This is a genomic window from Tardiphaga sp. vice154 (genome assembly GCF_007018645.1).
Classification (GTDB): domain Bacteria; phylum Pseudomonadota; class Alphaproteobacteria; order Rhizobiales; family Xanthobacteraceae; genus Tardiphaga.
On the sequence record NZ_CP041399.1, the window covers coordinates 3,242,071 to 3,263,609 of the forward strand.

Here is a 21,539-nt window from a genome sequence, read left to right on the forward strand (position 1 = left end):
CGGCGGCAATTTGTTTCCCGTTGGCAACGATCGCCCTGAAAACGCCACGGCGTCATAAGAGTAGTTAATTCGTGTGGCAGCGATCCGAAATCGCTGCCATCGTACTGGTTGGACCTAGGGGACGGGTCCGCAGACCGGCCACGCTCGCCCCGTCATGGTTTATTCGCGATGCGCGCCGTCGTCGCCGTCTTGCTGTTCGTCACTGCCGCTCACGCCGCCCTCTGGGGAGTTTTGCGCGAGAGGCAGGAAGCACCGGACTTCAAGGGCATTCTCCCCAGCGTCTCCTACGCGCCGTTCGACGGCACGGCGCATCCCGACATTGACAACATTCCCAATCCCGAACGGATCCGTTCGGATCTGAAGACGCTGGCCGGCATCAGCCGCGGCATTCGTCTGTATTCCTCGACCGGTGGCGTCGAACTGGTGCCGCCGATCGCCAACGAGGCCGGCCTCAAGGTCATGGTCGGCGCCTGGATCGACAAGAACGTCGATCGCAACGAACGCGAGATGGTGGCCGCGGTCGAACTGGCCAAGCGCAACCGCAACGTCAACGGCATCGTGGTCGGCAACGAAACGGTGTTTCGTGGCGAGCAAAAGGTCGAAGATCTCGTCAAACTGATCCAGAAGGTGAAGAGCCAGGTCAACGTGCCGGTCACCACCGGCGAGATCTGGAACATCTGGATCGAGAACCCCGAACTGGCCTCCTCCGTCGATTTCATCGCGGCGCATATCCTTCCCTACTGGGAAGGGTTTTCGGACAAGCAGGCCGTGGATCAGGCGCTGATCATCTATCAGAAGCTGCGCGACGCCTTTCCCGGCAAGCGGATCGTGATCGCCGAATTCGGCTGGCCGAGTGCCGGCTACAATCTCAAGAGCGCGATCCCCGGCCCGTTCGAGCAGGCGGTGACGTTGCGCACCTTCGTCAGCCGCGCCGAAGCCATCGGCATGGAATACAACATCGTCGAGGCGATCGATCAGCCCTGGAAATTCTTCGAAGGCGGCGTCGGTCCGTATTGGGGTATCCTGAACGCCGCGCGCGAGCCGAAATTCGCCTGGAGCGGCCCGGTGGTCGACGCGGCCTACTGGAAACTGATGGGCATCGCGCTGCTGGTCGGCATCCTGCTGTCGCTGCCGATCCTGCAACTGGTGACACCGACGCCAATGCAGGCGCTGGTGCTGTCGGCGGCCGCCAACGGCGTCGGCGCCTGGGTCGCCTACATTTTCGCTTACCAGCAGACCCACTACTTCGTCTGGGGCTCCACCTTCGCCCTGACGCTGGGCCTGACCCTGTTGGTGCCGCTGATCCTGATCGCGATGGCGCGGATCGAGGAAATTTCCGCGATTGCCTTCGGCCACGCGCCGCGCCGCCTGCTCACCCCGGCCCAGACCTCGTTGATCGCGATCCCGCCCGGTGGCGTGTTCCCGAAGGTGTCGATCCACGTCCCGGCCTACCGCGAATCGCCGGAGATGCTGAAGAAGACGCTCGATGCGGTCGCGGCGCTCGACTATCCGAACTTCGAATGCGTGGTGATCATCAACAACACGCCCGACCCGGCCTTCACACAGCCGATCCAGGATTACTGCCGGCTGCTCGGCGAGCGCTTCATCTTCATCAACGCGCTGAAAGTCGAAGGCTTCAAGGCCGGCGCGCTGCGCATCGCGATGGAGCGCACCTCGGTCGATGCCGAAATTATCGGCATCATCGACGCCGACTACATGGTCGAGCCGAATTGGCTGAAGGACCTGGTGCCGGCCTTCAACGACCCCAACGTCGGGCTGGTGCAGGCGCCGCAGGACCATCGCGACCAGAACCGTTCGCTGATGCACTACATCATGAACGGCGAATATGCCGGCTTCTTCGACATCGGCATGGTCCAGCGCAACGAGGTCAACGCCATCATCGTCCACGGCACGATGTGCCTGATCCGGCGATCGGCGATGGACATGGCCGGCGGCTGGGCCGGCGACACGATCTGCGAGGATTCCGACCTTGGCCTGGCCATCATGCAGCATGGCTGGCTGACGCATTACACCAACGTCCGCTATGGCTACGGCCTGTTGCCGGACACCTATGAGGCGTTCAAGAAGCAGCGCCATCGCTGGGCCTATGGCGGGTTCCAGATCATCAAGAAGCATTGGCGCCGCTTCCTGCCCGGCGCCAGCCGCATGACCCAGGACCAGAAGCGCGAATTCGGCCTCGGCTGGCTGAACTGGCTCGGCGCCGAAAGCCTCGGCGTGGTGGTGGCGATCCTCAATCTGATCTGGGTGCCGATCGTCGCGTTCGCTGACATCGCCATCCCCGACAAGATCCTGACGCTGCCGATCATCGCCTCCTTCGTGGTGTCGCTGGTGCACTTCATCACGCTGTACAAGCTCCGGGTCCATGTGAAGACCTGGCAGATGCTGGGCGCCATGATCGCGGCGATGTCGGTGCAGTGGACGGTGTCGCGCGCGGTCGCCAACGGCCTGATCACCGAGCACCTGCCGTTCACCGTCACCTCCAAGGGCGGCCTGTCCAACATGTCGATCGAGTTCCAGGCGTTCTGGGAGGCGGTGATCGGCGTGCTGCTGCTGGTCGGCGCCGGCGTTCTGATCGCCTCCAACAGTTTCAAGCAGGTGCACGAGATCTATATCTTCGCGGGCGTGCTGGTGCTGCAGAGCCTGCCGTTCCTGTCGGCGGTGGCGATTGCGCTCTTGGAAAATTCGCGAACCAATGATTTCGCCTGGTGGCGCAACACCACGGTACGCACCGCCGAGCTGATCGGCCTGCGCCCGGTGGCGATGCCGGCGATCGACGTGTCGCAGCCGGTGCCTTCGGAAATCCGTCGCGACGGCTGACGGCGGCGCCAATCGGCGCTTCGATGTCCACAACGACGGTCCGCGCTCTTGACCCGCGCGGACCCTCTCTCTATTCACCCCCTTGGGGGCGGGTAGCTCAGTTGGTAGAGCATTCGACTTTTAATCGACTGGTCATGGGTTCGAGTCCCATCCCGCCCACCATTCCCGGATCGCTTGCTTCCGGGCGATGACAAAACCGTTTGAACACCGGACACCACTCCATGCGGATTACGCTCGTCGGCTCCAAACATTTCGGCGTCATTACCCTAGAGATGCTGCGGACCCACGATGTCGAGATCGCCCGGGTGGTCGTCGCCGACGCCGAGGACCGGCTGGCGGCAGCTGCCAAGGCCGCCGGCATTCCGGTGACCGTCCAGGCCAACCCGAAGAACGTCGTCGCGTCCGAGATCGCCGAGGGCACCGACCTGATCGTCACCGCGCACAGCCATGCCCGGATCGGCAAGGACGCCCTGGCCGCCTCCAGGATGGGCGGCATCGGTTATCATCCGTCGCTGCTGCCGCGGCATCGCGGCATCGCCGCCGTCGAATGGACCATCAAGGAGGGCGATCCGGTCGCGGGCGGGACCATCTACCACCTCGCCGACACGATGGACGGCGGCGCCATCGCGCTGCAGGAATTCTGTTTCGTCAAAAAGGGCGAAACCGCCCGCGAATTGTGGGAGCGCGCACTCGCCCCACTCGGCCAGAAGCTGCTCGGCGAGATCATCGACCACGCCGTGGCCCATGGCAGCCTGCCGGCGATTGCGCAGGACGAGCAATTCGCCACCAAGGCGCCAAGGCTCGCCTGAGCGCCGCCGGAGGCCCGGAGTGTCTGACTGCGGCGGAACCAACGCCGTGATCGGCGATTATGTTACCAGGGAGATCCCCGTGTTTTGACCGAGACCGACAACCGGCATGAAGCGGTATCAGGTGCAGGTCTGTGGCCTGACTTTCCTGTGCTGTCGATCCAGTCGAGGATGGTGTCGAGATCGCCATGCAGGGTGATCCGAAACTTGCCGCGCTTGTCGCCGGGGGGGCGGGAGCCTCCGACAGCCGCGTGTTGAGTTCGTCCTGTCTGGCCTCAAGCTCGGTTGGCCGGGCCGACAGGGCCCGCTGATATTCACCTTGCTCGATGACGTGGACGATCTCCTTGATAGCTTTCTCGGTGTCGGAAAGCTCGCGGCGGGTGGTGTCGGCTGAGGTTCGGTGCTCGCGATTGAGGCGGTTGGTTTCCTGCACATAGGCGCGGATGGGCTCGGCGGCGATCCACAACAGTTACAAAACACAAGGCCGGACAGCAGCGTTCGGGGCCGGTGGGTGGCGTTCAACCCGCCATTGGCGGCCATGATGCGCCGGACCGCTGCGCGACAGCCGTCCGTCTGCTTCTTGTAGAGGCCGGTCAATTCGACCTGCCGCGCTTTGGCGGCATCCCAGAGCTCTTGCGGCACTATGCTGTGAATCGGCGCGGGGCCCCGACGCCGATCGGCACGTCAAGCTACTGATCCAATTTGCGGTGGAGGTGACATGCTTCAGCGCCGATTTGCATGGCGGGACTGACAAGCGCAACATGACCGACCCGGTGATCCACGACATCGTGGCGTTGCTACCGCCGCTGCTGCAATCGCTCGAGGCGCTCGGCCTTGTCGCCCGTCATCTCAACCCGCCGGAATTCGGCGCGGTGATGCATTAGATCGGTATGCCGGAGCAGCCGTTGCATGCGACGCTTGCGCCACTCGCCGACTGGCCCGGCCAGTTCGCGCATTTGCGCGGTCCGCTGCAGTCCGCGACCGAGGCGACCGTTCCCCACGACCTCCATGAAAGCTGGCTCGCACGGGTCGATGCCGCGTATTCTCACCCGACCAGCAACCGCACGCTGTCGGCCGGCTTCGCCGCCGGGGGGCGGCTGATGCTGCCGGCCTGCAACAGTGCGCTGGCCTCGTCCGCCGGCACCGGGCGGCTGAAGTATGACCCCTGCGCGAAACGACAGCCGGCGCTCAGCAGAAACGCCAGTTGATCGGCGGTCTCGACGCCTTCGGCGATCGCTTCCATGCCGAACTCGCGCGCCAGCACCAGCGCTGCGCGGACGATCGCGGCGTCGCCGGGTTCGGTCAGCAAATTGGGCATGAACTGCCGCGCGATCTTGAGCCGGTCCAGCGGGTGGGTACGCAGCAAGGCGAGCAACGAATAGCCGATTCCGAAATCGTCGATCGCGACGCTGATCCCCAGTGCTTGCAGGTCCGGAATGATATCGGTCCTGATCTTGTTCGATTCGATCAATGCCGCTTCGGTCAGCTCGATCTCGATTCGGCCGGGATCGATGGCGTAGCGGGCCGCGGTTTCCCGGATCTGCTCGTCAAGCGTGTTGACGACCTTGAGTTGTGCTGCGGAAATACTGATGGCGAGCCGCGGCGGGTCGATACCTTCGCGCTGCCAGCGGCCGATCTGCTGGCAGACCTGTTCCAGCACCCATTGGCCGATCGAATGGATCGCGCCGGTTGTCACGGCGATCGGCAGAAACGACGCCGGCAGCAGCAGCCCGCGCTGCGGATGATTCCAGCGCAGCAAGGCTTCCATGCCGACGATCCGGCCGGAACTAATCTCAACCTGCGGCTGATAGTAAACCTCGAGCTCGTCGTTGGCGATCGCTGCACGAATTTCCTCGCTCATCGCCAGGCGGTCGCGCGCCTTGCGTTCGAGACTGGTCGAATAGAAACTGTAGCCGTCGCGGCCGTCGTGCTTGGTCTGATAAAGCGCAAGGTCGGCCTCGACCAACATGGCGTCCGGCGACGCGGTCTCTGTATCGTAAATCGAGATTCCGAGGCTGGCGGAGACCTGTGCTTCCTCGCCGTCGAGGTCGTAGCGCCGCTTCAGGGCATTCCGGATCCGCGCCGCGATGCTGGCGAGCAGTGGGCGATCCGATGCATCGACCACCAGAATCGCGAATTCGTCGCCGCCGAGCCGGGCGATCAGGTCATGGATGCCGACCACGGCGCGCAGTCGTTCCGCCACGATCTGCAGCAACAGGTCGCCGGAGGGATGGCCGAGCGTATCATTGACTTCCTTGAAGTGATCGAGATCAAGACAGAACACCGCAAAGTGCCTGTCATCCCGTCTGGCCGCCGCGAAGGTCTCGGCCAGCCGGGCGCTAAAGGTCGCGCGGTTGGCGAGGCCGGTCATCGAATCGAGACTCGCCAGTCGGGTGACCTTGACGCTTTCGCGCTGCAGTTTCGCGGTGGCCTCGCGCAGCTCGCCGGTCAATCTTTCGAGCCGGACGGTCCGCTTCAGCGATACCAGCAAGTAGATGATGATCATCGCCGTGATAAGCAGCCCCACTCCAAAAACGATGATCGCCTGCCAGCTCAACCGGCCGCCGGCAAGTTCGCCGGTCGGCGCAAAGATCGCGGTCCATTCCTGGTCGGCAATGCGGATCTGGCCGCTCCAGTGCCGAGCCGCCCGCATGCTGTCTTCAGTTGGAGCGGCCGCCGGCTGCAGCCGCGTTCGCGACGGATACCAAAAAATGCCGCGCTGGCCGGCCGGCGCCTTCGGGTTGAGGAAGTAGATATCGAGACCGGCCGGAAGCGTTTTCGCGCCGAGGATGTTCTCGATCATCGGCGCGGTGCCGAACACGCCATACATGAAGCCATCCGGGATCCGCTGCGGATCATGCGGACCCGCAAACTTGGGGTAAACCGGAACAAAAGCCATGAAGCCGTCGGGTTCCTCCTTGGTGATCAGATTGATCGGCGGCGTTGCCGACGGCCGCCCGGTCAGGCGCGCACGCGCCGTGGCATGCGCACGGATCGGTTCCGAATACATGTCGAAGCCGATAATCTGCTTGGTGTATTCCTGCGGGTCGGGAAACAGGATCGGCAGAAACTCGTCGCGATCGCGCGCGCGAATGCGGTTCCCCTTCTCGTCGCGCTCCCAGATTTCGAAATCGGCAAATCCTTCCTCGCGCACCGCCTGCTCGAACGCCGCGCGCTGTTGCCGGGTGACGTGGGGGGCCCAGCCGGTGTTGCGAAGACCGGGAAGCCGGCTGCGGAGGTCCTTGGCGTAGGCCTGGAATTCGGTGCGGCCGATCGGCCGATCGGCCGAACTGTAATTGGCCCTCAGCGTGAACAGGATATTGGTCGCATTCTCGATACTCGAATTCAGCGTCTGCCGGTAGTCCTCGGCGATCTCCTGCAGCTTGAGTTCGTCCAGCCTGGATTCCCAACTCGAGACGGCAAAAGATGCGCCCAGCGCAATCAGTGTGCCGACGACCGCCGCCAGAATGGCGGGCGTGTAACGTTTCCATTGCACGGGCTTGACGGCGAGATTGTCGGCCGAAATTTCCACGCTACTCCCCTTTGTACTGGCCAGTCCGCGAGCGGCGCACGCCTGCCTCGACGGCCTTGTCCGTCACCGCGGATCCGCAGTGATCGATTGCGCCCCCAACCTAGTGTGACTGCACATTGCCGGCGCGTTAATTCGGGACCACGCAGAACTACGAGGACAGGGCCGTGACGTTGAGGTGCGAGCGCGTGCGGACCTCGAAGGGCGACAGCGTCGCAGGGACGGTCAGGCAGAGGTGTTAGTTTGGACCCGCGCCTGGTCACAGCAGATGCGCCGGATCAGGCTGCCGCGAGTATTGTCCCGGCACGCAAAGGTCTTGAGGCGGGTCAAATCGAACCTGATTGGAAACGACCTCGAATCGATCCATGCCGATGGTAAGCTCTGGGCGGGTATTACCGTCCGATCTCGGCATGCGTCTCCGTGGCCTGTTAAGCGAGGCGACGAGGGCTGCGGCGGGTATGGCAGGACTATCAGGAGTGGGGGCTAACAATCGCATCATGACCGACGCGGTGGTCGACGACATCGTGGCGTTGCTGCCGCAGCTGCTGCAGGCGCTGGAATTCTTCGCCCGTCATCTCGATCCGCCGGCATTCGGCACGGTGATGCAGCAGATCGGTGCGCCGGACCATGCATTGCAGGCGGCGCTGCTGCGGCTCACCGGCTGGCCCGACCAATTCGGACATCTCCGCGGAACGCTGCAGTCCGCGAGCGACGCTGCACTGGCCGCCTTCGCAGGCTTGCGCGCGGTCGAAGACCGGGAAGGCGATTGAGTTGTAACAAAAGTGGTCGTAGCGGCAGGCCTTAAATCTCCACGGCCAACAAGTGTCGGTCTCGGTCAAAACCTGCCCGGGGCAGACGCAGTGCAGCAATGTTTTGACACATTGCTCCCGGATATGGTGGATCCTCATCAGATCAGGAATCGAATACATGCGTCTCGACCGCATCAAATCACTTTGTCTCAGCTCCGTTTTCATGGGCTTCTGTGCCCTGTCCGCACCCGCCATGTCCGAGGCTTCGTATGATGGCCTTTGGCATGTGACGATCATCACCCAATCCGGAACCTGCGAACCCACATCACGGTACCCGCTCACCGTCACCGATGGCCGGATCACCGCCCGCGGCGCCGATGTCTCCGGCAAGGTCGGGCCTCAGGGGCTCGTCAAGGTTTCGATCGGCCCGGCCTATGCCAATGGCCAGTTGTCCGGGAACACGGGAACGGGCAAGTGGAACGGCGCATCGGGCGGCGTTCCATGTAGCGGACGCTGGGAAGCTTCGCGTCAATAATCTCAACCTGGAAAGATATCATGATCTCTCGCTCTGCTTCATTGCTGCTGCGGACCGGCCTCATCGGCGCAGCACTTGGCGTTTCCGCTCCGGCCGCTTTCGCCCAGTCGGCGCCCTTCGCCGGCATGGCCGGCGTCTGGTCGGGCTCCGGCACTATCTCTCTGGAAGGCGGCGCCAAGGAACGGATCCGATGCAAGGCAACCTACGCCGTCAGCAGCCAAGGCAATGGCCTCAATCAGGCCCTGCTCTGCGCCAGCGACAGCTACAAGTTCGAATTGAAGAGCGATGTCATCGCCAAGGCCGGCGTGCTGTCGGGCACCTGGGCCGAGACCACGCGTAGCGTGAATGGTTCGCTGCAGGGCCGCGCCGGCAACGGTCAGTTCGACGTGACCGTATCGGCGCCGGCCTTCACTGCGAAGCTGGTCATGACGACCAATGGCAACAAGCAGAACGTAGCCATCACCTCGGACGGCTCGTTCAAGGGCGCCAACATCGCCCTCAACCGCAGCTGAGTTTTCGTCGCAGATAGAATACGAAGCCCCGGCTGTTCCGCAGCCGGGGCTTTTCGTTGTGCCGCTCTGCGCATCGCAGCCCGGCGGATTTGCGCGTTGCCAAACCACCTGCGGTCGCCGATACAACGTGCCCTTTCATGACGTTGACATTGCCGACCTTAGCAATGCAGCAACCGGTTTTCCGAACGATGGATCGCACGCCTTCCAAATCGCGCGCCGCACTGTGGATGTCGGGGTGGCTGATCCTGATGCTGTTCGTCGCCGTGGCCGGGCGCGAGACGCTGCGCGAACTCAATGTCTTTCAGGTGATGGAAATCCGCTCGGTGCTGGGCCTGCTGATGCTAGTGCCGATCCTGCATTTCAACGGCGGGCTCGGGACGTTGAGAACCGCGCGGCCGTTCAGCCATATCACCCGTAACCTGGTTCACTACGCCGCCCAGATCGGCTGGTTCTTCGCCCTGACCCTGATTCCGCTGAGCCAGCTGGTCTCGATCGAATTCACCATGCCGATCTGGATCGCCTTGATGGCGGCGTTCTTTCTCGGCGAGCGGATGACGGCCGCCAAGATCGCCGCGATCGTCCTCGGCCTGATCGGCGTCGTCGTGATCGTTCGCCCCACCGCCGGCGCGATCAATATCGGGCAGATGGTGGCGCTCGCCGCCGCCTTCGGTTTCGGCATCTCGATCACCCTGACCAAATCGCTGACGCGCACGGATTCGACGCTCACCATCGTGCTCTGGATGATCATCGTGCAGTCCACCGCCGGATTGTTGCCGGCGCTGCATGTCTGGCAATGGCCGACGCCCTATGCCTGGATGTGGCTGATGATCATCGCGTTCTGCGGCACGTTCTCGCACTTCTGCATGGCACGCGCGATGCTCTATGCGGATGCGACCGTGGTGGTGCCGATGGATTTCCTGCGGGTGCCGCTCAGCGCGACGATCGGCTGGCTGCTGTATGCCGAACGGCTCGACATCTACACCGTGCTGGGCGCGGTGCTGATCCTGGCCGGCAACCTGCTCAACCTGCGCAGCGCCGACCCCGCCCCTGTCCGCAGCGCGACCTGACCGGTCGCGCCAGGCCGGCTATTTGCCAGCCACCTTGCGCAGCGCGTCGTTAATGCGGTCCTGCCAACCCGGGCCGTCTTGCTGGAAGTGCTCGAGCACATCCTGATCGATCCGCAGCGAGACCAGTTCGCGCACACCGGGAACCGCCGGTTTCGCAACCGGCTCCTCCACGGGCCTCGTGGTGGTCTGCTTGAACGCCGCCTCTGCCTCGCTGCGGGCGTCCTGTTGCGTGCGGGGGCGACGTGGGGTCTGGGCCATCTCGATCAGATTCCTTCGAACAATACCGTCGAGAGATAGCGCTCGGCGAAAGACGACACAATCGCCAGGATGACCTTGCCGGCGTTCTCCGGCCGCTTGCCGATCTGCAACGCCGCCGCAATCGCCGCGCCTGACGAGATGCCGCCCGGAATGCCTTCCTGCCGCGCCAGCGCCCGCGCCGTCTCCAGCGCGGTGGCGCTGTTGATCTTGACGATCTCGTCGATCACCGACCGGTCGAGGATGTCGGGCACGAAGCCGGCGCCGATGCCCTGGATCTTGTGCGGCGAATGCGTCCCGCCGGACAGCACCGGGCTCTCCTCCGGCTCCACCGCCACCATCTTCAGCGTCGGTTTGCGCGGCTTCAGCACCTGGCCGATCCCGGTGATGGTGCCGCCGGTACCGACGCCGGCCACGACGAAATCGAGATCGCCACCGGTATCGTTCCAGATCTCCTCGGCGGTGGTGCGGCGATGCACCTCGGGATTGGCGAGATTCTTGAATTGCTGCGGCATCGCCGAATTCGGGATGGTGCGGAGCAGTTCCTCGGCCTTGGCGATCGCGCCCTTCATGCCCTCGGCGGCCGGCGTCAGCACCAGCTCGGCGCCGAGATAGGCCAGCATCTTGCGGCGCTCGACCGACATCGAATCCGGCATCACCAGCTTCAACTGGTAGCCGCGCGATGCCGCGACATAGGCCAGACCGATACCGGTATTGCCCGAGGTCGGCTCGATCAGCACGGTGGCCGCATTGATGATTCCGGCCTTTTCCATGGCGACGATCATCGCGGCGCCGATACGGTCCTTCACGGAGGCTGCAGGATTGAAATATTCCAGCTTGGCCAGGATCGTCGCGTCCACGCCGTGCTGCTGCGGCAGCCGCACCAGCCGCACGATCGGGGTATCGCCGAACGCTTCCATGACGCTGCCGAACACACGGCCGCGACCGGGACGATGGCCGGTTGTCTCTGCAGATGTATCCATGATGAGTCTCCTGAGCGGGTTTGTGCGCTGCGACGGCGAGGATGAACTAACCGTGATGCGTCGAGCAAAGCCGCCATACCAAGCACTTCGCTGCATCGCAAAACATGATCGAAATCAAAAATCGTAAAACCAACGCATTTGTGTTGCGACAAGGTCAAACAAATCAGCTTAAACTCGCTAATGATAGATGATGAAGTCAACGCCGAGGAGGTCACGATGCCAGCACTTGCTGCCCGTTCGACCAAGCCGTCTCATCCCTTCCCGCGCGGCAGCGAGTTGCCGACCTGCACGGTCTGTGCCGATACCATGATCGCCGCCGAAGCCTCCGCCTTCGTGACCGACGATGTGGTGAGCTACCTCTGGACCTGCGATACCTGCGGCTACGGGTTCGTGACCAAGCACGCGGTAAAGAAGATCGTCTGCAACTAATCTGAAGATCACATCGTCAGGTGATCGCCGCCCGGCGATCGATGATGACGTCCGGCAAGCGGCCTTCCGGGGCACACGGTCGTTTGCGTCATAAGCCCTTGCGAAACGCCCCCCTTTGTTCGGTTGCCCTGACGATCGGTACTCCCTGTCAAACCGAAGGCCGGTCGTGTCGCCATTCGGACTAAGCTTCAACGGGCAGCGAATGTCGGCTGGTTACTGCGAACCGAGTTCAACCTCGATTTCGCGCGCCGTCTCGCGCGCACTTCGAGTGACCCCGATCAGCGTCGCCGAGGCGAAGCCGGTCCAGTCGCCATAGCCGACCAGCCACAGCCGCGGTTCGGCCACCGACCGCGTAGCTGCGACAACAACCCTGCCATCGCTTCCGACGATATTCAGAGGCCGCAAATGTTCGAGCGCGGGCGCAAAGCCCGTGCACCAGATCACCGCATCGACATGGCTTTCCGTGCCGTCTTCCCAGACCACCCCCGACGCGGTGAAGCGGACGAACGGTCTCACCGAGGTGAGGATCCCTCTCGCCCTCGCCTCCTTCACCGCCGGGATCATGACGACGTCGCCGAGGCCGCCGACCGGCGCCGCCGCTCCACCGCCCTGCAAGGCCTCCCATTTGGCGGTCGCCCGCGCGAACAGAACCCGGCCGTCCACGTCGTCCGCAAGAAACGTCGGCTCGCGCAGCGTCACCCAAATCGCCTTGGCCACCTTTGACACTTCGGCGAGGATCTGAGCGCCGCTGTTGCCGCCGCCCACGATCAACACGCGTTGACCCGCAAAGTTCTGCGGATCCTTGTAGTCAGCGGAATGGAGCTGCGTTCCCCCGAACAGCGCCTGATTGGGATAGTCCGGGATGAACGGTGCCCGCCACGTTCCGGTCGCGCTCACGACGGCGCGCGCGGTCCATTCGCCGCGGTCGGTTTCCACGCTCAAATGATCCGGCGTCGAATGCACGGCCGTCACCTGGACCGGGCGTTCGACCGGCAATTGGTAGCGCTCTTCATATTGCGAGAGATAGGCAACCACTTCTTCACGTTGGGGATAGACGTGATCGCCTGCCGGCATCGGCCAGCCGGGTAGCGAACTCCACTGCGCGGGCGAAAACAGCGTCAGCGAAGACCATGCATGGGTCCACGCGCCACCGGGGCCGTCTTCACCATCGAGGATGGAAAATGACAATCCGCTGCGCCTCAGGAAGTATCCCACCGCCAGGCCCGCCTGCCCGCCGCCGATAATCAGGACGTCGCGTTGCCGGCTCTGGTGCTGTGTCATTGATGTCTACCAAGGGAATGGCCGTTGCTGGAGTGAGCGCCTGACGTAACGAGTCCCGCCATTTGTTCACCTTGCGCCGCGCGCGCGTTACGGCGCTACGGTCAGCCTGATCGCCAACGCCGCGAGCGTCACCAGCAGAACGGGAAGCGTCAGCACTACTCCGACCTTGAAGTAGTATCCCCATCCGATCTTGACACCCTTCTTCGCCAGAACGTGAAGCCATAGCAGCGTGGCCAGCGACCCGATCGGCGTGATCTTGGGCCCGAGGTCGCTGCCGATGACGTTGGCATAGATCATCGCCTCCTTCACCAGTCCCGTCGCCTTCGAGGCGTCGATCGATAGCGCGCCCACCAGCACGGTCGGCATGTTGTTCATGACCGAGGACAGCAAGGCGGTGAGAATGCCGGTACCGAATGCGGCACCCCAGACGCCGCCTTCCGCAAACCGGTCCAGCACGCCGGCGAGATAGGCCGTCAACCCGGCATTGCGAAGCCCGTAGACGACGAGATACATGCCGAGAGAAAAGATCACGACCTGCCACGGTGCATCGCGCAGCACCTTCTTCGTGCTGATGACGTGGCCACGGGCGGCGATCACCAGAAGCAGCACGGCGCCACTCGTCGCCACCACGCTGACGGGCACGCCGATCGGCTCCAGTCCGAAGAAGCCGAGCAGCAGAAGACCGAGCACGACCCAGCCGGCCCGGAACGTGGCCCGGTCACGGACGGCGTCCGCCGGGATGCGAAGCTGCGCCACATCATAGCTGGCAGGAATGTCGCGCCGGAAGAACAACAGCAGCACTGCCAGCGTGGCGGCGATCGACGCGATGTCCACCGGCACCATCACGGCGGCGTAGCGACCGAATCCGATCTTGAAGAAGTCGGCCGAGACGATGTTGACCAGATTGGAAACCACTAACGGAAGGCTGGCGGTATCGGCGATGAAGCCCGCGGCCATCACGAAAGCCAGCGTGGACCTGTCGCTATAGCCGAGCGCCAGCAGCATCGCGATCACGATCGGGGTCAGGATCAGGGCCGCGCCGTCATTGGCGAACAGCGCCGACACGGCGGCCCCCAGCAGCACGAACAGCACGAACAGCTTGCGGCCGCGGCCGCCGCCCCACCGCGCGACATGCAGGGCGGCCCATTCGAAGAACCCGGCCTCGTCCAGCAGCAGGCTGATGATGATGATCGCGACGAAGGTCGCGGTCGCGTTCCAGACGATGTGCCAGACGACGGGAATATCGCCCAGCGACACGACGCCGGTCAGCAAGGCGATCGCCGCACCCGCCGCCGCGCTCCAGCCGATACCCAATCCTCTGGGCTGCCAGATCACCAGACCGATGGTTGCAAGGAAGATGACGAGAGCCGCAATCATCGGGCAGCCGCGCCGCCGGGCACCCGCAACAGGCCGAGGAACTGCCGCAACGGCTGAAGCGCTTCGACGTTGAGCGAATAGCACACCCGGGGCCGTTCGATCTCGCCGACGATGATGCCGGCGGCCTTGAGTATCCGCAGATGTTCCGACGTGGTGGACTGCGCCAGCCCGATCTCTTCGACGATATCGCAGCCGACACAGGTATCGCGTCGGGCGAGCAGTTGCAGGATGGCGATGCGCGCCGGGTGCGAAAGCGCTTTCGCCACCGCCGCAAGCGCTGCGTTTTCATCGAGGGCCGGCTCGCTCCGGACACGCGCGGCGATCATCATGCAAAGCCCCTATCGTTAATCGTCGATAAACGATATATAGCTTCTCGGAACGATGCAACCGCCTTGACGCCATCGCCGCGGGCGCGACGCGGAAGCCTTGAAACCTTTACTGCTGATCACCTATTCGAGCTGACATCTTGCCACCATCCGGAGGTTCATCGATGACCGTTACGATCTATCATAACCCCGCCTGCGAAACCTCCCGCAACACGCTGGCGATGATCCGGCAGAGCGGCATCGAGCCCGAGGTGATCGAATATCTCAAGACCCCGCCATCCCGGGAAAAGCTTCACGACCTCATCGCCGCGATGGGCATCTCGGTTCGCAGCCTTCTGCGCGAAAAGGGAACGCCCTATGCAGAGCTGGGACTGGATGACCCGCAACGCAGCGACGATCAACTGATCGATGCCATGCTTGCCCATCCGATTCTGATCAACCGGCCGATCGTCGTCACGCCGCTCGGCGTCCGGCTGTGCCGGCCGTCCGAACAGGTGCTAGCCATCCTGCCGAACCCGCATATCGGGCGGTTCACGAAAGAAGACGGTGAGATCGTCGATGCTGCGTGACCTGCCGAACATCGATCCCGCCGCCTTCCAACCGGCCGATTCCAGCCTGTTGCAGCAGGCGCCTGTCGTTGGCCACCGACCGCGGATCCTGCTGCTATACGGGTCGCTGCGCGCGCGGTCGTTCAGCCGTTTCGCCGTCGAGGAAACCGCCCGCCTGCTGCAAGCCTTCGGCGCCGAGACCCGGATCTTCGATCCGTCCGGTCTGCCTCTTGCCGACGACGCGCCGGCGACGCATCCGAAAGTGGAGCAACTGCGTGAGCTGTCGGCGTGGTCGGAGGGGCACGTCTGGTGCAGCCCCGAACGCCACGGCGCCATGACCGGCATCATGAAAACCCAGATCGACTGGATTCCGCTCTCGATCGGCGCGGTCCGGCCGACCCAGGGCAAGACGCTGGCGGTGATGCAGGTCAGCGGCGGATCGCAATCCTTCAACGCCGTGAACCAGCTTCGCGTTTTGGGACGCTGGATGCGGATGATCACGATCCCGAACCAGTCGTCGGTGGCCAAGGCCTATGAGCAGTTCGACGACGCCGGGCGAATGAAACCGTCGCCCTATTATGACCGCATCGTCGACGTCGCCGAGGAGCTGGTGAAATTCACCTTGCTGACGCGCGGAGCCTCGGCGCATCTGACGGACCGCTACAGCGAACGCAAGGAGACCGCCGATAAACTGGCCGACAGGCTGCGGCTGAACGAGGCGCTGTGAGGATAGCAGGCCCGGGACCTGACATGAACACAGAGCGACAGGCCGGCTTGAAAGGTTTCCGGCTTTGCCGCGACGGCGCTCCGCATCAGCCGCGGTCCGCGCCATCCCTTAGTTCGGGAAATATCTGCCGGTCCTGCAGCAGGACTTCCGCCGTCCGACTATAATGCGCCGTGAGCATCGCCACCGCGGCGTCTGCATCCTTGCTCAACACGGCATCCATGATCGCCTGGTGTTCGTCGGCCACTTGTCGCGACGAAAACACCTTGCGGATCGACAGCCGCCGATAGCGATAGAGCTGGTCGGCAAGCTGGCCGCAGAACGCGATCAGGGACTGCGAACCGCAATTGCCGATCAGCGCCTTGTGATAGGCGCGGTGCAGGCGCTCCCATTCCGGATTGTCTTCGAACTGCTCGGCGTTGAGCGAACGCGGCGACCGGCTGAGGCGATGCTGCGCCAGAAGCAGCTGCTCCTCCCATTGCGGCGTCGATGCCGCCATGGATTCCCGTAACGCCAGGCTTTCGACCCAGCACCGCGTCTTGGTCAGCTCCGCCAATTCGCTGCGGCTGATCGCGGCGACATAAAAGCCACGCTGCTCGCGCCCCTCGACCAGGCCATCAGCCGTCAGCCGGTTGAGCGCCTCGCGCAGCGGGGTCTGCCCGGTCTGATAGAGGTCGGTCAGGAAACGCATCTGCAGTTTACGGCCGGGTTCGAGCCGGCCCGACAGCAGGTCTTCGCGCAGGCGGTCGTAGACCGTGCTCGCTTGGGTGGATGGTGCCCCCGACACCAGGCGCAATGCTGAAACCTTCTCCACGCCAATTTTCCTCGATATCAGCCCCATCCGCCGTTATTTCTATACACATACCGAAGCCAACCTAAAATTTATAAATTATGGTTGCGTTGGCGTATTTCTATAGGTTACTGGTCGGCAACATCAAAGACTACGTTGGGGATGACAATGCCGGGTGAGGTGCAAGCCAGCGAAGGAACCGCCGCTACCCGCGGCCGGCGTCGTTCGTCATGAGCATCCTGTCCCCCTGCACTTGCGGGATCGACGTTCACGCGCATGTCGTCCCGGCGTCGTTCCCCTCCTACATGGGCGCGGCAGTGCCCGCCGGTTGGCCGTCGATGGCCGAGGCGAAGCCGTGCCACAAGCATGTCATGATGGCCGGGCGCATCTACCGCACGGTATCGGACCGCTGCTGGGATGTCGGCAAGCGTGTCGCCGACATGGCGGAGATGGGACTGGGTCGGCAGGCGATTTCGCCCATGCCGGAGCTGTTGTCGTACTGGATGGAGCCGGCCGCGGCGAATGATCTGCTGCGCTACATCAACGACCAGATCGCCGAGATGGTGTCGCATTCCGGCGGCCGGCTGACCGGCCTCGGCGCCGTCCCGCTACAGGACATCGATCTCGCAATCGCCGAACTGCACCGGCTGAAGCACGGTCTCGGCTTCGCCGGCATCGAGATCGGCAGCAACATCAATGGCAAGCCGGTAGGCGCGCCGGAGTTCGACGGCTTCTTCGCCGAAGTCGAGAAGCTCGACATGGCGGTGTTCGTGCATGCGCTGCGTCCCGCCGGCATGGACCGACTGGTCGGACCTGCGCAATTGCAGCAGGTGCTGGCCTACCCCACCGACATTGGCCTCGCCGCCGCCTCGGTCATCACCTCCAATCTGTTGCTGCGAAGGCCTGGCCTGCGCATCGCCTTCAGCCATGGCGGCGGTACGCTGGCGTCGCTGCTGCCGCGGCTGCAGGAAGGCTGGCAGGTGTTTCCCGTGCTGCAGGAGAGCGTTCAGGAGGCGCCCGTCGCACAGGCGCGCCGGCTGTATTACGACGCGCTGGTCTATGACGATCCGACGCTGCTGCATCTGATCGCGAAGTTCGGCGATACGCAGATCATGCTCGGCACCGACTATCCCTTCGCCTTCCATGACCGCACCCCGGTGGCCCGGGCCGCCTCCGCCATTGCCGACGAGGCGACCCGCCGACTGGTCGTGCGCGACAACGCGCGCCGATTCCTCGGCCTCGGAGAACAGGTTTCGCCATGACCCATTTTCCCGTCACCGCCCTTCGCAGCGTCGATCTCGATACGCCGGACCTGGCGCGGTCCGAAGCCTTCTACACCTCGGTGTGGGGCCTCGACCTCGTCACGCGCCAGGACGGTGTCAGCTATCTGCGCGCCAGCGGCACCGATCATCATGTCGTCGCCTTGCGCGCAGGCGACGGCCCCGCGCTGCGTGCAGTCACCTTCCGACTTGAGTCCGACGCGCAGTTTGAAACTATCGCCGCCGCCTGCCGCGAGCATGGCGCGACGCTGCTGTCCGGCCCGTCAGCCAATCCGGGCCCCGACGGCGGTACGGTCATGACCATTCGCTTGCCGGACGGTGGTGCGCTTCGCTTCGTGCACGGTGACGCGCAACATGTCGCGCAGCCGGACGGCACGCGGCCGGTGCGGCTTGCCCATGTCAACATCAACAGCACCGACCTCGATAGCCTGGCGGGTTTCTACCAGCGCGCGCTCGGATTTCGGCTGACCGACCGATCAAAGGCGATGGCCTTCGTGCGCTGCAACGCCGATCACCACGCGATCGTCATCGCCGAAGCACCTGTAAACGGTCTCAATCACGTCGCCTTCCTGATGCCGGACCTCGAGAGCGTCATGCGCGGCTCCGGCCGCATGATCGACCATGGACATCCGATCGCCTGGGGCGTCGGCCGCCACGGGCCGGGCGACAACGTGTTTGCCTATTTCATCGATCCCCTCGGCGTCGTCATCGAATACACCGCCGAGGTGCTGCAGGTCGACGACGACTATGTGGTGCGTGGCCCGTCCGAGTGGCGCTGGCCGCCCGGACGTACCGATCATTGGGGCATTGCCTCGCCCAAGGCCGATTACGTCAAGGCGGCGCAGCTCGCCGTGCCGTTCGCCGCACAATAAACGCGAGCGCCGCAGCGCCAGATGTACCAGGAGTTATGAGTGACGCTTTCATCGCCACCAGCCCGCAGCGACTTTCAGGTCGCCATCATCGGCCATGGCCCGTCCGGCGCCATTGCGGCCAGCCTGCTCGGCGACCGCGGCATCCGCACGCTGGCGATCGACCGCCAGCGCGACGTCTATGACCTGCCGCGGGCGATCGCGATCGATCATGAGATCCTGCGCGTGATCGACAATCTCGGCGCCGCCCCCGCGGTGATGCCGTTCATCGCGCCGTTCTCGGCCTCGCAGCATTTTGGCGCGAGGGGCCAGTTGATCCGTCGCATCGACATGGTCGCCGAGCCCTACCCGCTCGGCTACACGCCGAGCATGGTGTTCACGCAACCGCCGGTCGAGGCGGCCTTGCGCGACCACGCCGCGGCCTATGACAGCGTGACGGCCGAACTGGGCACGGAACTGGTCGGCTTCGAGCAGTCGGAGCATCAGGTCACGCTGCAGCTGCGCGACGACAGCGGCGCGACGCGGACGGTTACCGCGGACTATGTCATCGCCTGCGACGGCGCCTCGAGCCCGGTGCGGCGGCAGCTCGGCATCGGATTCGAGGATCTGGTATTCGACGAGCCTTGGCTGGTGATTGACCTGCAGGTCAATGATGGTGCGCTCGGCAAGCTGCCCGACACCTCCGCGCAGTTTTGCGAGCCGTCGCGGCCGACGTCGTTCATCATCTGCCCCGGCAACCACCGGCGCTTCGAGATCATGTTGTTGCCCGGCGAAGATCCGTCGACGATGGAAACCGCTGTCGAGGTGTGGCGGCTGCTGGCGCGATGGATCACGCCCGACGATGCCACGCTATGGCGCGCGGCGAGCTACCGCTTTCATGCGCTGGTCGCCGCGCAATGGCGACAGGGCCGCATCTTCCTCGCCGGCGATGCAGCGCACCAGCAGCCGCCCTTCATCGGCCAGGGCATGTGCCAGGGCATTCGCGACGTCGTCAATCTGGCATGGAAGCTCGACCGTGTTCTCACGGGCCGCTCCGGCGACGTAGTGCTCGACAGTTACGGCGAGGAACGCAGCACGCATGTTCGCGAGCTGACGTCGCGGATCAAGGCGATCGGCCATGTGATCTGCGAGCGCGATCCGGTCGCGGCCGATGCGCGCGACGCTCGCATCCTCGCGGAGGGCGGCGGTCAGCCACGCACCGTGACCCGCCAGGAAATCGTGCCACCGCGGCAGGCCGGCCTGCTGGCGCATCCGCTTCATCCGGCGCACGGCACGTTGTTTCCGCAGCCCTGGATCCGCGCGGCAACGGGTGTGCAGTTGCTCGATGTCGTCGCGGGCACCGGATGGCGATTGGTACTGGACGCGCGAAGCGGCCCGGAGCTTTTTCCGGCGCAGCAGGCAGAACTTGCGCGACTGGGCGTGCGCCCGATCCGGATCGGCCCGGACAGCGACAACACTGCGCTGGTCGAAAAAGACGACGTCGTTGCCGGCTGGTTCGAACGCCACGGCTGCGTCGCGGCACTGGTGCGCCCCGATCATTACGTCTTCGGCGTCGTCAGCGATCTGGCAATGCTTGACGACCAGCTCGGCCAGTTGGCGATCGCTTTGCAATGACCCGCCAACGAAGCTGTGACGTTTCACACATCCATCGCCGCCACGCGATTTCTCCAACGAGGACGAAACCATGAGATTGGCAAGCTTCAAGATCGGCAGCAACAGCACCTGGGGTTTGATCGAGGGTGACGACGCGCTCGACATTGGCTCGGTCGTGAAGGACCGCTATCCCGATCTGAAATCCGCCATCGCGGCCGATGCGCTGGCGGCCGTGGCCGACGCCGCGCGCGACGCCAAGCGTTACCCGACGGCCGCCATCCATTGGCTGCCGGTGATCCCAAACCCCGACAAGATCCTTTGCATCGGCCTCAACTACGAGACGCACCGCAAGGAGACCGGCCGCTCCGAAGTCGAGAACCCCACCGTGTTCGGCCGCTTCGCCAACAGCCAGACTGGACATCTCGCCGACATCATCCGGCCGAAGCTGTCGACCCATCTCGACTATGAGGGCGAGCTCGCGATCATCATCGGCAAACCCGGCCGCCACATCACCCGGGCAGACGCGTGGAGCCATATCGCCGGCTACGCCTGCTACAATGAAGGCAGCGTGCGCGACTTCCAGCGTCACACGCATCAGTTCACGCCCGGCAAGAATTTTCCGGAGACCGGCGCGTTCGGGCCGTGGATGATGACGCCGGACGAACTCGGCGACGTCAAGCCGTTGCGGCTGCAGACCCGCATCAATGGCCAGATCGTGCAGGACGCAACCATCGATCAGATGATCTTCGATATTCCGCGCCAGATCGAATATTGCTCGTCGTTCACGCGGCTGGAGCCCGGCGACGTGATCGTCACCGGCACGCCGGGCGGCGTTGGCGCCAAGCGCACCCCGCCGCTGTGGCTGAAGCCCGGCGATATCGTCGAAGTCGAGATCGACAGACTCGGCGTGCTGCGCAACGGCGTCGCCGACGAAATCTGATGCGTTAGCGACGGCCTGCACGCAGGCCGTCGCAGCAGCGCTCGACTATCCCGATCGAAAATGCCTCAAGCGATACCAAATCGCAGGCCATACCATCCAGGAGGATAC

General features: G+C 63.9%; 21 protein-coding genes and 1 tRNA gene. 15 read left to right on the forward strand and 7 right to left on the reverse strand.

Translation table 11 applies throughout. The features are described from left to right. Positions 1 to 168 precede the first annotated feature (168 nt). The 4 genes from FIU28_RS15105 to FIU28_RS27210 all read left to right on the forward strand — a co-directional run bounded on the left by FIU28_RS15105 (position 169) and on the right by FIU28_RS27210 (position 4,528). Positions 169 to 2,838: a glycosyltransferase gene (locus tag FIU28_RS15105; protein ID WP_143574055.1), complete on the forward strand. Its 2,670-nt coding sequence runs from the start codon at positions 169 to 171 to the stop codon at positions 2,836 to 2,838. An 86-nt stretch (positions 2,839 to 2,924) separates the two neighbouring features. After that, a tRNA-Lys gene (locus FIU28_RS15110) sits at positions 2,925 to 3,000 on the forward strand. A gap of 59 nt (positions 3,001 to 3,059) precedes the next feature. Beyond that, positions 3,060 to 3,647 (forward strand): formyltransferase family protein, encoded by a 588-nt coding sequence (locus FIU28_RS15115; protein WP_143574056.1) that lies wholly within the window; start codon positions 3,060 to 3,062, stop codon positions 3,645 to 3,647. A 758-nt stretch (positions 3,648 to 4,405) separates the two neighbouring features. After that, positions 4,406 to 4,528 carry a hypothetical protein gene (locus FIU28_RS27210; protein ID WP_256365909.1) on the forward strand — a complete coding sequence of 41 codons (123 nt, stop codon included), beginning with the start codon at positions 4,406 to 4,408 and terminating at the stop codon, positions 4,526 to 4,528. A gap of 161 nt (positions 4,529 to 4,689) precedes the next feature. On the opposite strand, the gene FIU28_RS15120 is transcribed toward FIU28_RS27210, so the two are convergent. Beyond that, entirely contained in the window at positions 4,690 to 7,176 is a 2,487-nt protein-coding gene (locus tag FIU28_RS15120; RefSeq protein WP_143574057.1) for a bifunctional diguanylate cyclase/phosphodiesterase, read from the reverse strand. Positions 7,177 to 7,670: 494 nt separating this feature from the next. On the opposite strand from FIU28_RS15120, the gene FIU28_RS15125 reads away from it, so the two are divergent. The 4 genes from FIU28_RS15125 to FIU28_RS15140 all read left to right on the forward strand — a co-directional run bounded on the left by FIU28_RS15125 (position 7,671) and on the right by FIU28_RS15140 (position 10,036). Next, complete coding sequence (locus FIU28_RS15125) at positions 7,671 to 7,943, forward strand: hypothetical protein (protein WP_143574058.1); 273 nt, start codon at positions 7,671 to 7,673, stop codon at positions 7,941 to 7,943. A 157-nt stretch (positions 7,944 to 8,100) separates the two neighbouring features. Beyond that, positions 8,101 to 8,457, forward strand: a complete 357-nt coding sequence (locus tag FIU28_RS15130; RefSeq protein ID WP_143574059.1) for a hypothetical protein — start codon at positions 8,101 to 8,103, stop codon at positions 8,455 to 8,457. A gap of 20 nt (positions 8,458 to 8,477) precedes the next feature. Beyond that, a complete protein-coding gene (locus tag FIU28_RS15135) occupies positions 8,478 to 8,969 on the forward strand; it encodes a hypothetical protein (RefSeq protein ID WP_143574060.1) in 492 nt (163 codons plus the stop codon). A gap of 188 nt (positions 8,970 to 9,157) precedes the next feature. Beyond that, positions 9,158 to 10,036, forward strand: a complete 879-nt coding sequence (locus tag FIU28_RS15140) for a DMT family transporter (protein ID WP_143574061.1) — start codon at positions 9,158 to 9,160, stop codon at positions 10,034 to 10,036. 18 nt (positions 10,037 to 10,054) lie between these two features. Here the strand turns inward: FIU28_RS15140 and FIU28_RS15145 are convergent, their stop codons facing one another. Then, positions 10,055 to 10,294, reverse strand: coding sequence for a BrnA antitoxin family protein (locus FIU28_RS15145; protein ID WP_143574062.1), 240 nt, complete (start codon positions 10,292 to 10,294; stop codon positions 10,055 to 10,057). 5 nt (positions 10,295 to 10,299) lie between these two features. Then, positions 10,300 to 11,274 carry a cysteine synthase A gene (gene cysK, locus FIU28_RS15150; protein WP_143574063.1) on the reverse strand — a complete coding sequence of 325 codons (975 nt, stop codon included), beginning with the start codon at positions 11,272 to 11,274 and terminating at the stop codon, positions 10,300 to 10,302. A gap of 216 nt (positions 11,275 to 11,490) precedes the next feature. Here cysK and FIU28_RS15155 point away from each other — a divergent pair, with 216 nt between their 5' ends. Beyond that, positions 11,491 to 11,703 carry a hypothetical protein gene (locus FIU28_RS15155; protein ID WP_143574064.1) on the forward strand — a complete coding sequence of 71 codons (213 nt, stop codon included), beginning with the start codon at positions 11,491 to 11,493 and terminating at the stop codon, positions 11,701 to 11,703. Positions 11,704 to 11,916: 213 nt separating this feature from the next. On the opposite strand, the gene FIU28_RS15160 is transcribed toward FIU28_RS15155, so the two are convergent. The 3 genes from FIU28_RS15160 to FIU28_RS15170 form a co-directional block, all read right to left on the reverse strand. Then, on the reverse strand, positions 11,917 to 12,984 hold the full coding sequence (locus FIU28_RS15160; protein WP_143574065.1) for an ArsO family NAD(P)H-dependent flavin-containing monooxygenase: 1,068 nt from the start codon (positions 12,982 to 12,984) through the stop codon (positions 11,917 to 11,919). A gap of 87 nt (positions 12,985 to 13,071) precedes the next feature. Then, positions 13,072 to 14,358: an arsenic transporter gene (locus FIU28_RS15165; RefSeq protein ID WP_441351304.1), complete on the reverse strand. Its 1,287-nt coding sequence runs from the start codon at positions 14,356 to 14,358 to the stop codon at positions 13,072 to 13,074. Next, on the reverse strand, positions 14,358 to 14,690 hold the full coding sequence (locus tag FIU28_RS15170; RefSeq protein ID WP_143574067.1) for an ArsR/SmtB family transcription factor: 333 nt from the start codon (positions 14,688 to 14,690) through the stop codon (positions 14,358 to 14,360). Before FIU28_RS15170 ends, FIU28_RS15165 begins: the two co-directional genes overlap by 1 nt. Before the next feature lie 161 nt (positions 14,691 to 14,851). Here FIU28_RS15170 and arsC point away from each other — a divergent pair, with 161 nt between their 5' ends. Both arsC and arsH read left to right on the forward strand, forming a co-directional pair. Next, positions 14,852 to 15,256 carry an arsenate reductase (glutaredoxin) gene (gene arsC, locus FIU28_RS15175; RefSeq protein WP_143574068.1) on the forward strand — a complete coding sequence of 135 codons (405 nt, stop codon included), beginning with the start codon at positions 14,852 to 14,854 and terminating at the stop codon, positions 15,254 to 15,256. Then, positions 15,246 to 15,962, forward strand: a complete 717-nt coding sequence (arsH, locus tag FIU28_RS15180; RefSeq protein ID WP_143574069.1) for an arsenical resistance protein ArsH — start codon at positions 15,246 to 15,248, stop codon at positions 15,960 to 15,962. Before arsC ends, arsH begins: the two co-directional genes overlap by 11 nt. 85 nt (positions 15,963 to 16,047) lie before the next feature. On the opposite strand, the gene FIU28_RS15185 is transcribed toward arsH, so the two are convergent. Next, positions 16,048 to 16,773 carry a GntR family transcriptional regulator gene (locus FIU28_RS15185; protein ID WP_246660693.1) on the reverse strand — a complete coding sequence of 242 codons (726 nt, stop codon included), beginning with the start codon at positions 16,771 to 16,773 and terminating at the stop codon, positions 16,048 to 16,050. A 206-nt stretch (positions 16,774 to 16,979) separates the two neighbouring features. Between FIU28_RS15185 and FIU28_RS15190 the strand changes: the two genes are divergently transcribed. The 4 genes from FIU28_RS15190 (at position 16,980) to FIU28_RS15205 (ending at position 21,431) form a co-directional block, all read left to right on the forward strand. Further along, positions 16,980 to 18,011, forward strand: coding sequence for an amidohydrolase family protein (locus tag FIU28_RS15190; protein WP_143574071.1), 1,032 nt, complete (start codon positions 16,980 to 16,982; stop codon positions 18,009 to 18,011). Then, positions 18,008 to 18,901 (forward strand): VOC family protein, encoded by an 894-nt coding sequence (locus FIU28_RS15195; protein ID WP_143574072.1) that lies wholly within the window; start codon positions 18,008 to 18,010, stop codon positions 18,899 to 18,901. Before FIU28_RS15190 ends, FIU28_RS15195 begins: the two co-directional genes overlap by 4 nt. Before the next feature lie 39 nt (positions 18,902 to 18,940). Next, the gene (gene mhpA / locus FIU28_RS15200) at positions 18,941 to 20,512 is read left to right on the forward strand and encodes a bifunctional 3-(3-hydroxy-phenyl)propionate/3-hydroxycinnamic acid hydroxylase MhpA (protein WP_143574073.1); all 1,572 of its coding nucleotides are present in this window, start codon (positions 18,941 to 18,943) and stop codon (positions 20,510 to 20,512) included. A 70-nt stretch (positions 20,513 to 20,582) separates the two neighbouring features. Continuing rightward, positions 20,583 to 21,431 (forward strand): fumarylacetoacetate hydrolase family protein, encoded by an 849-nt coding sequence (locus FIU28_RS15205; RefSeq protein WP_143574074.1) that lies wholly within the window; start codon positions 20,583 to 20,585, stop codon positions 21,429 to 21,431. Positions 21,432 to 21,539: the final 108 nt, after the last annotated feature.

What these genes read in the sequence shown, in the direction of transcription:
- FIU28_RS15130 (WP_143574059.1), top strand. Translation starts at nt 8,101, where the DNA reads ATGCGTCTCGACCGCATCAAATCACTTTGTCTCAGCTCCGTTTTCATG.
- arsC (WP_143574068.1), top strand. Translation starts at nt 14,852, where the DNA reads ATGACCGTTACGATCTATCATAACCCCGCCTGCGAAACCTCCCGCAAC.
- FIU28_RS15135 (WP_143574060.1), top strand. Translation starts at nt 8,478, where the DNA reads ATGATCTCTCGCTCTGCTTCATTGCTGCTGCGGACCGGCCTCATCGGC.
- FIU28_RS15125 (WP_143574058.1), top strand. Translation starts at nt 7,671, where the DNA reads ATGACCGACGCGGTGGTCGACGACATCGTGGCGTTGCTGCCGCAGCTG.
- FIU28_RS15190 (WP_143574071.1), top strand. Translation starts at nt 16,980, where the DNA reads ATGAGCATCCTGTCCCCCTGCACTTGCGGGATCGACGTTCACGCGCAT.
- FIU28_RS15160 (WP_143574065.1), bottom strand. Translation starts at nt 12,984, where the DNA reads ATGACACAGCACCAGAGCCGGCAACGCGACGTCCTGATTATCGGCGGC.
- FIU28_RS15170 (WP_143574067.1), bottom strand. Translation starts at nt 14,690, where the DNA reads ATGATGATCGCCGCGCGTGTCCGGAGCGAGCCGGCCCTCGATGAAAAC.
- FIU28_RS15105 (WP_143574055.1), top strand. Translation starts at nt 169, where the DNA reads ATGCGCGCCGTCGTCGCCGTCTTGCTGTTCGTCACTGCCGCTCACGCC.
- FIU28_RS27210 (WP_256365909.1), top strand. Translation starts at nt 4,406, where the DNA reads ATGACCGACCCGGTGATCCACGACATCGTGGCGTTGCTACCGCCGCTG.
- FIU28_RS15155 (WP_143574064.1), top strand. Translation starts at nt 11,491, where the DNA reads ATGCCAGCACTTGCTGCCCGTTCGACCAAGCCGTCTCATCCCTTCCCG.
- FIU28_RS15195 (WP_143574072.1), top strand. Translation starts at nt 18,008, where the DNA reads ATGACCCATTTTCCCGTCACCGCCCTTCGCAGCGTCGATCTCGATACG.
- arsH (WP_143574069.1), top strand. Translation starts at nt 15,246, where the DNA reads ATGCTGCGTGACCTGCCGAACATCGATCCCGCCGCCTTCCAACCGGCC.
- cysK (WP_143574063.1), bottom strand. Translation starts at nt 11,274, where the DNA reads ATGGATACATCTGCAGAGACAACCGGCCATCGTCCCGGTCGCGGCCGT.
- FIU28_RS15205 (WP_143574074.1), top strand. Translation starts at nt 20,583, where the DNA reads ATGAGATTGGCAAGCTTCAAGATCGGCAGCAACAGCACCTGGGGTTTG.
- FIU28_RS15115 (WP_143574056.1), top strand. Translation starts at nt 3,060, where the DNA reads ATGCGGATTACGCTCGTCGGCTCCAAACATTTCGGCGTCATTACCCTA.
- FIU28_RS15140 (WP_143574061.1), top strand. Translation starts at nt 9,158, where the DNA reads ATGGATCGCACGCCTTCCAAATCGCGCGCCGCACTGTGGATGTCGGGG.
- FIU28_RS15145 (WP_143574062.1), bottom strand. Translation starts at nt 10,294, where the DNA reads ATGGCCCAGACCCCACGTCGCCCCCGCACGCAACAGGACGCCCGCAGC.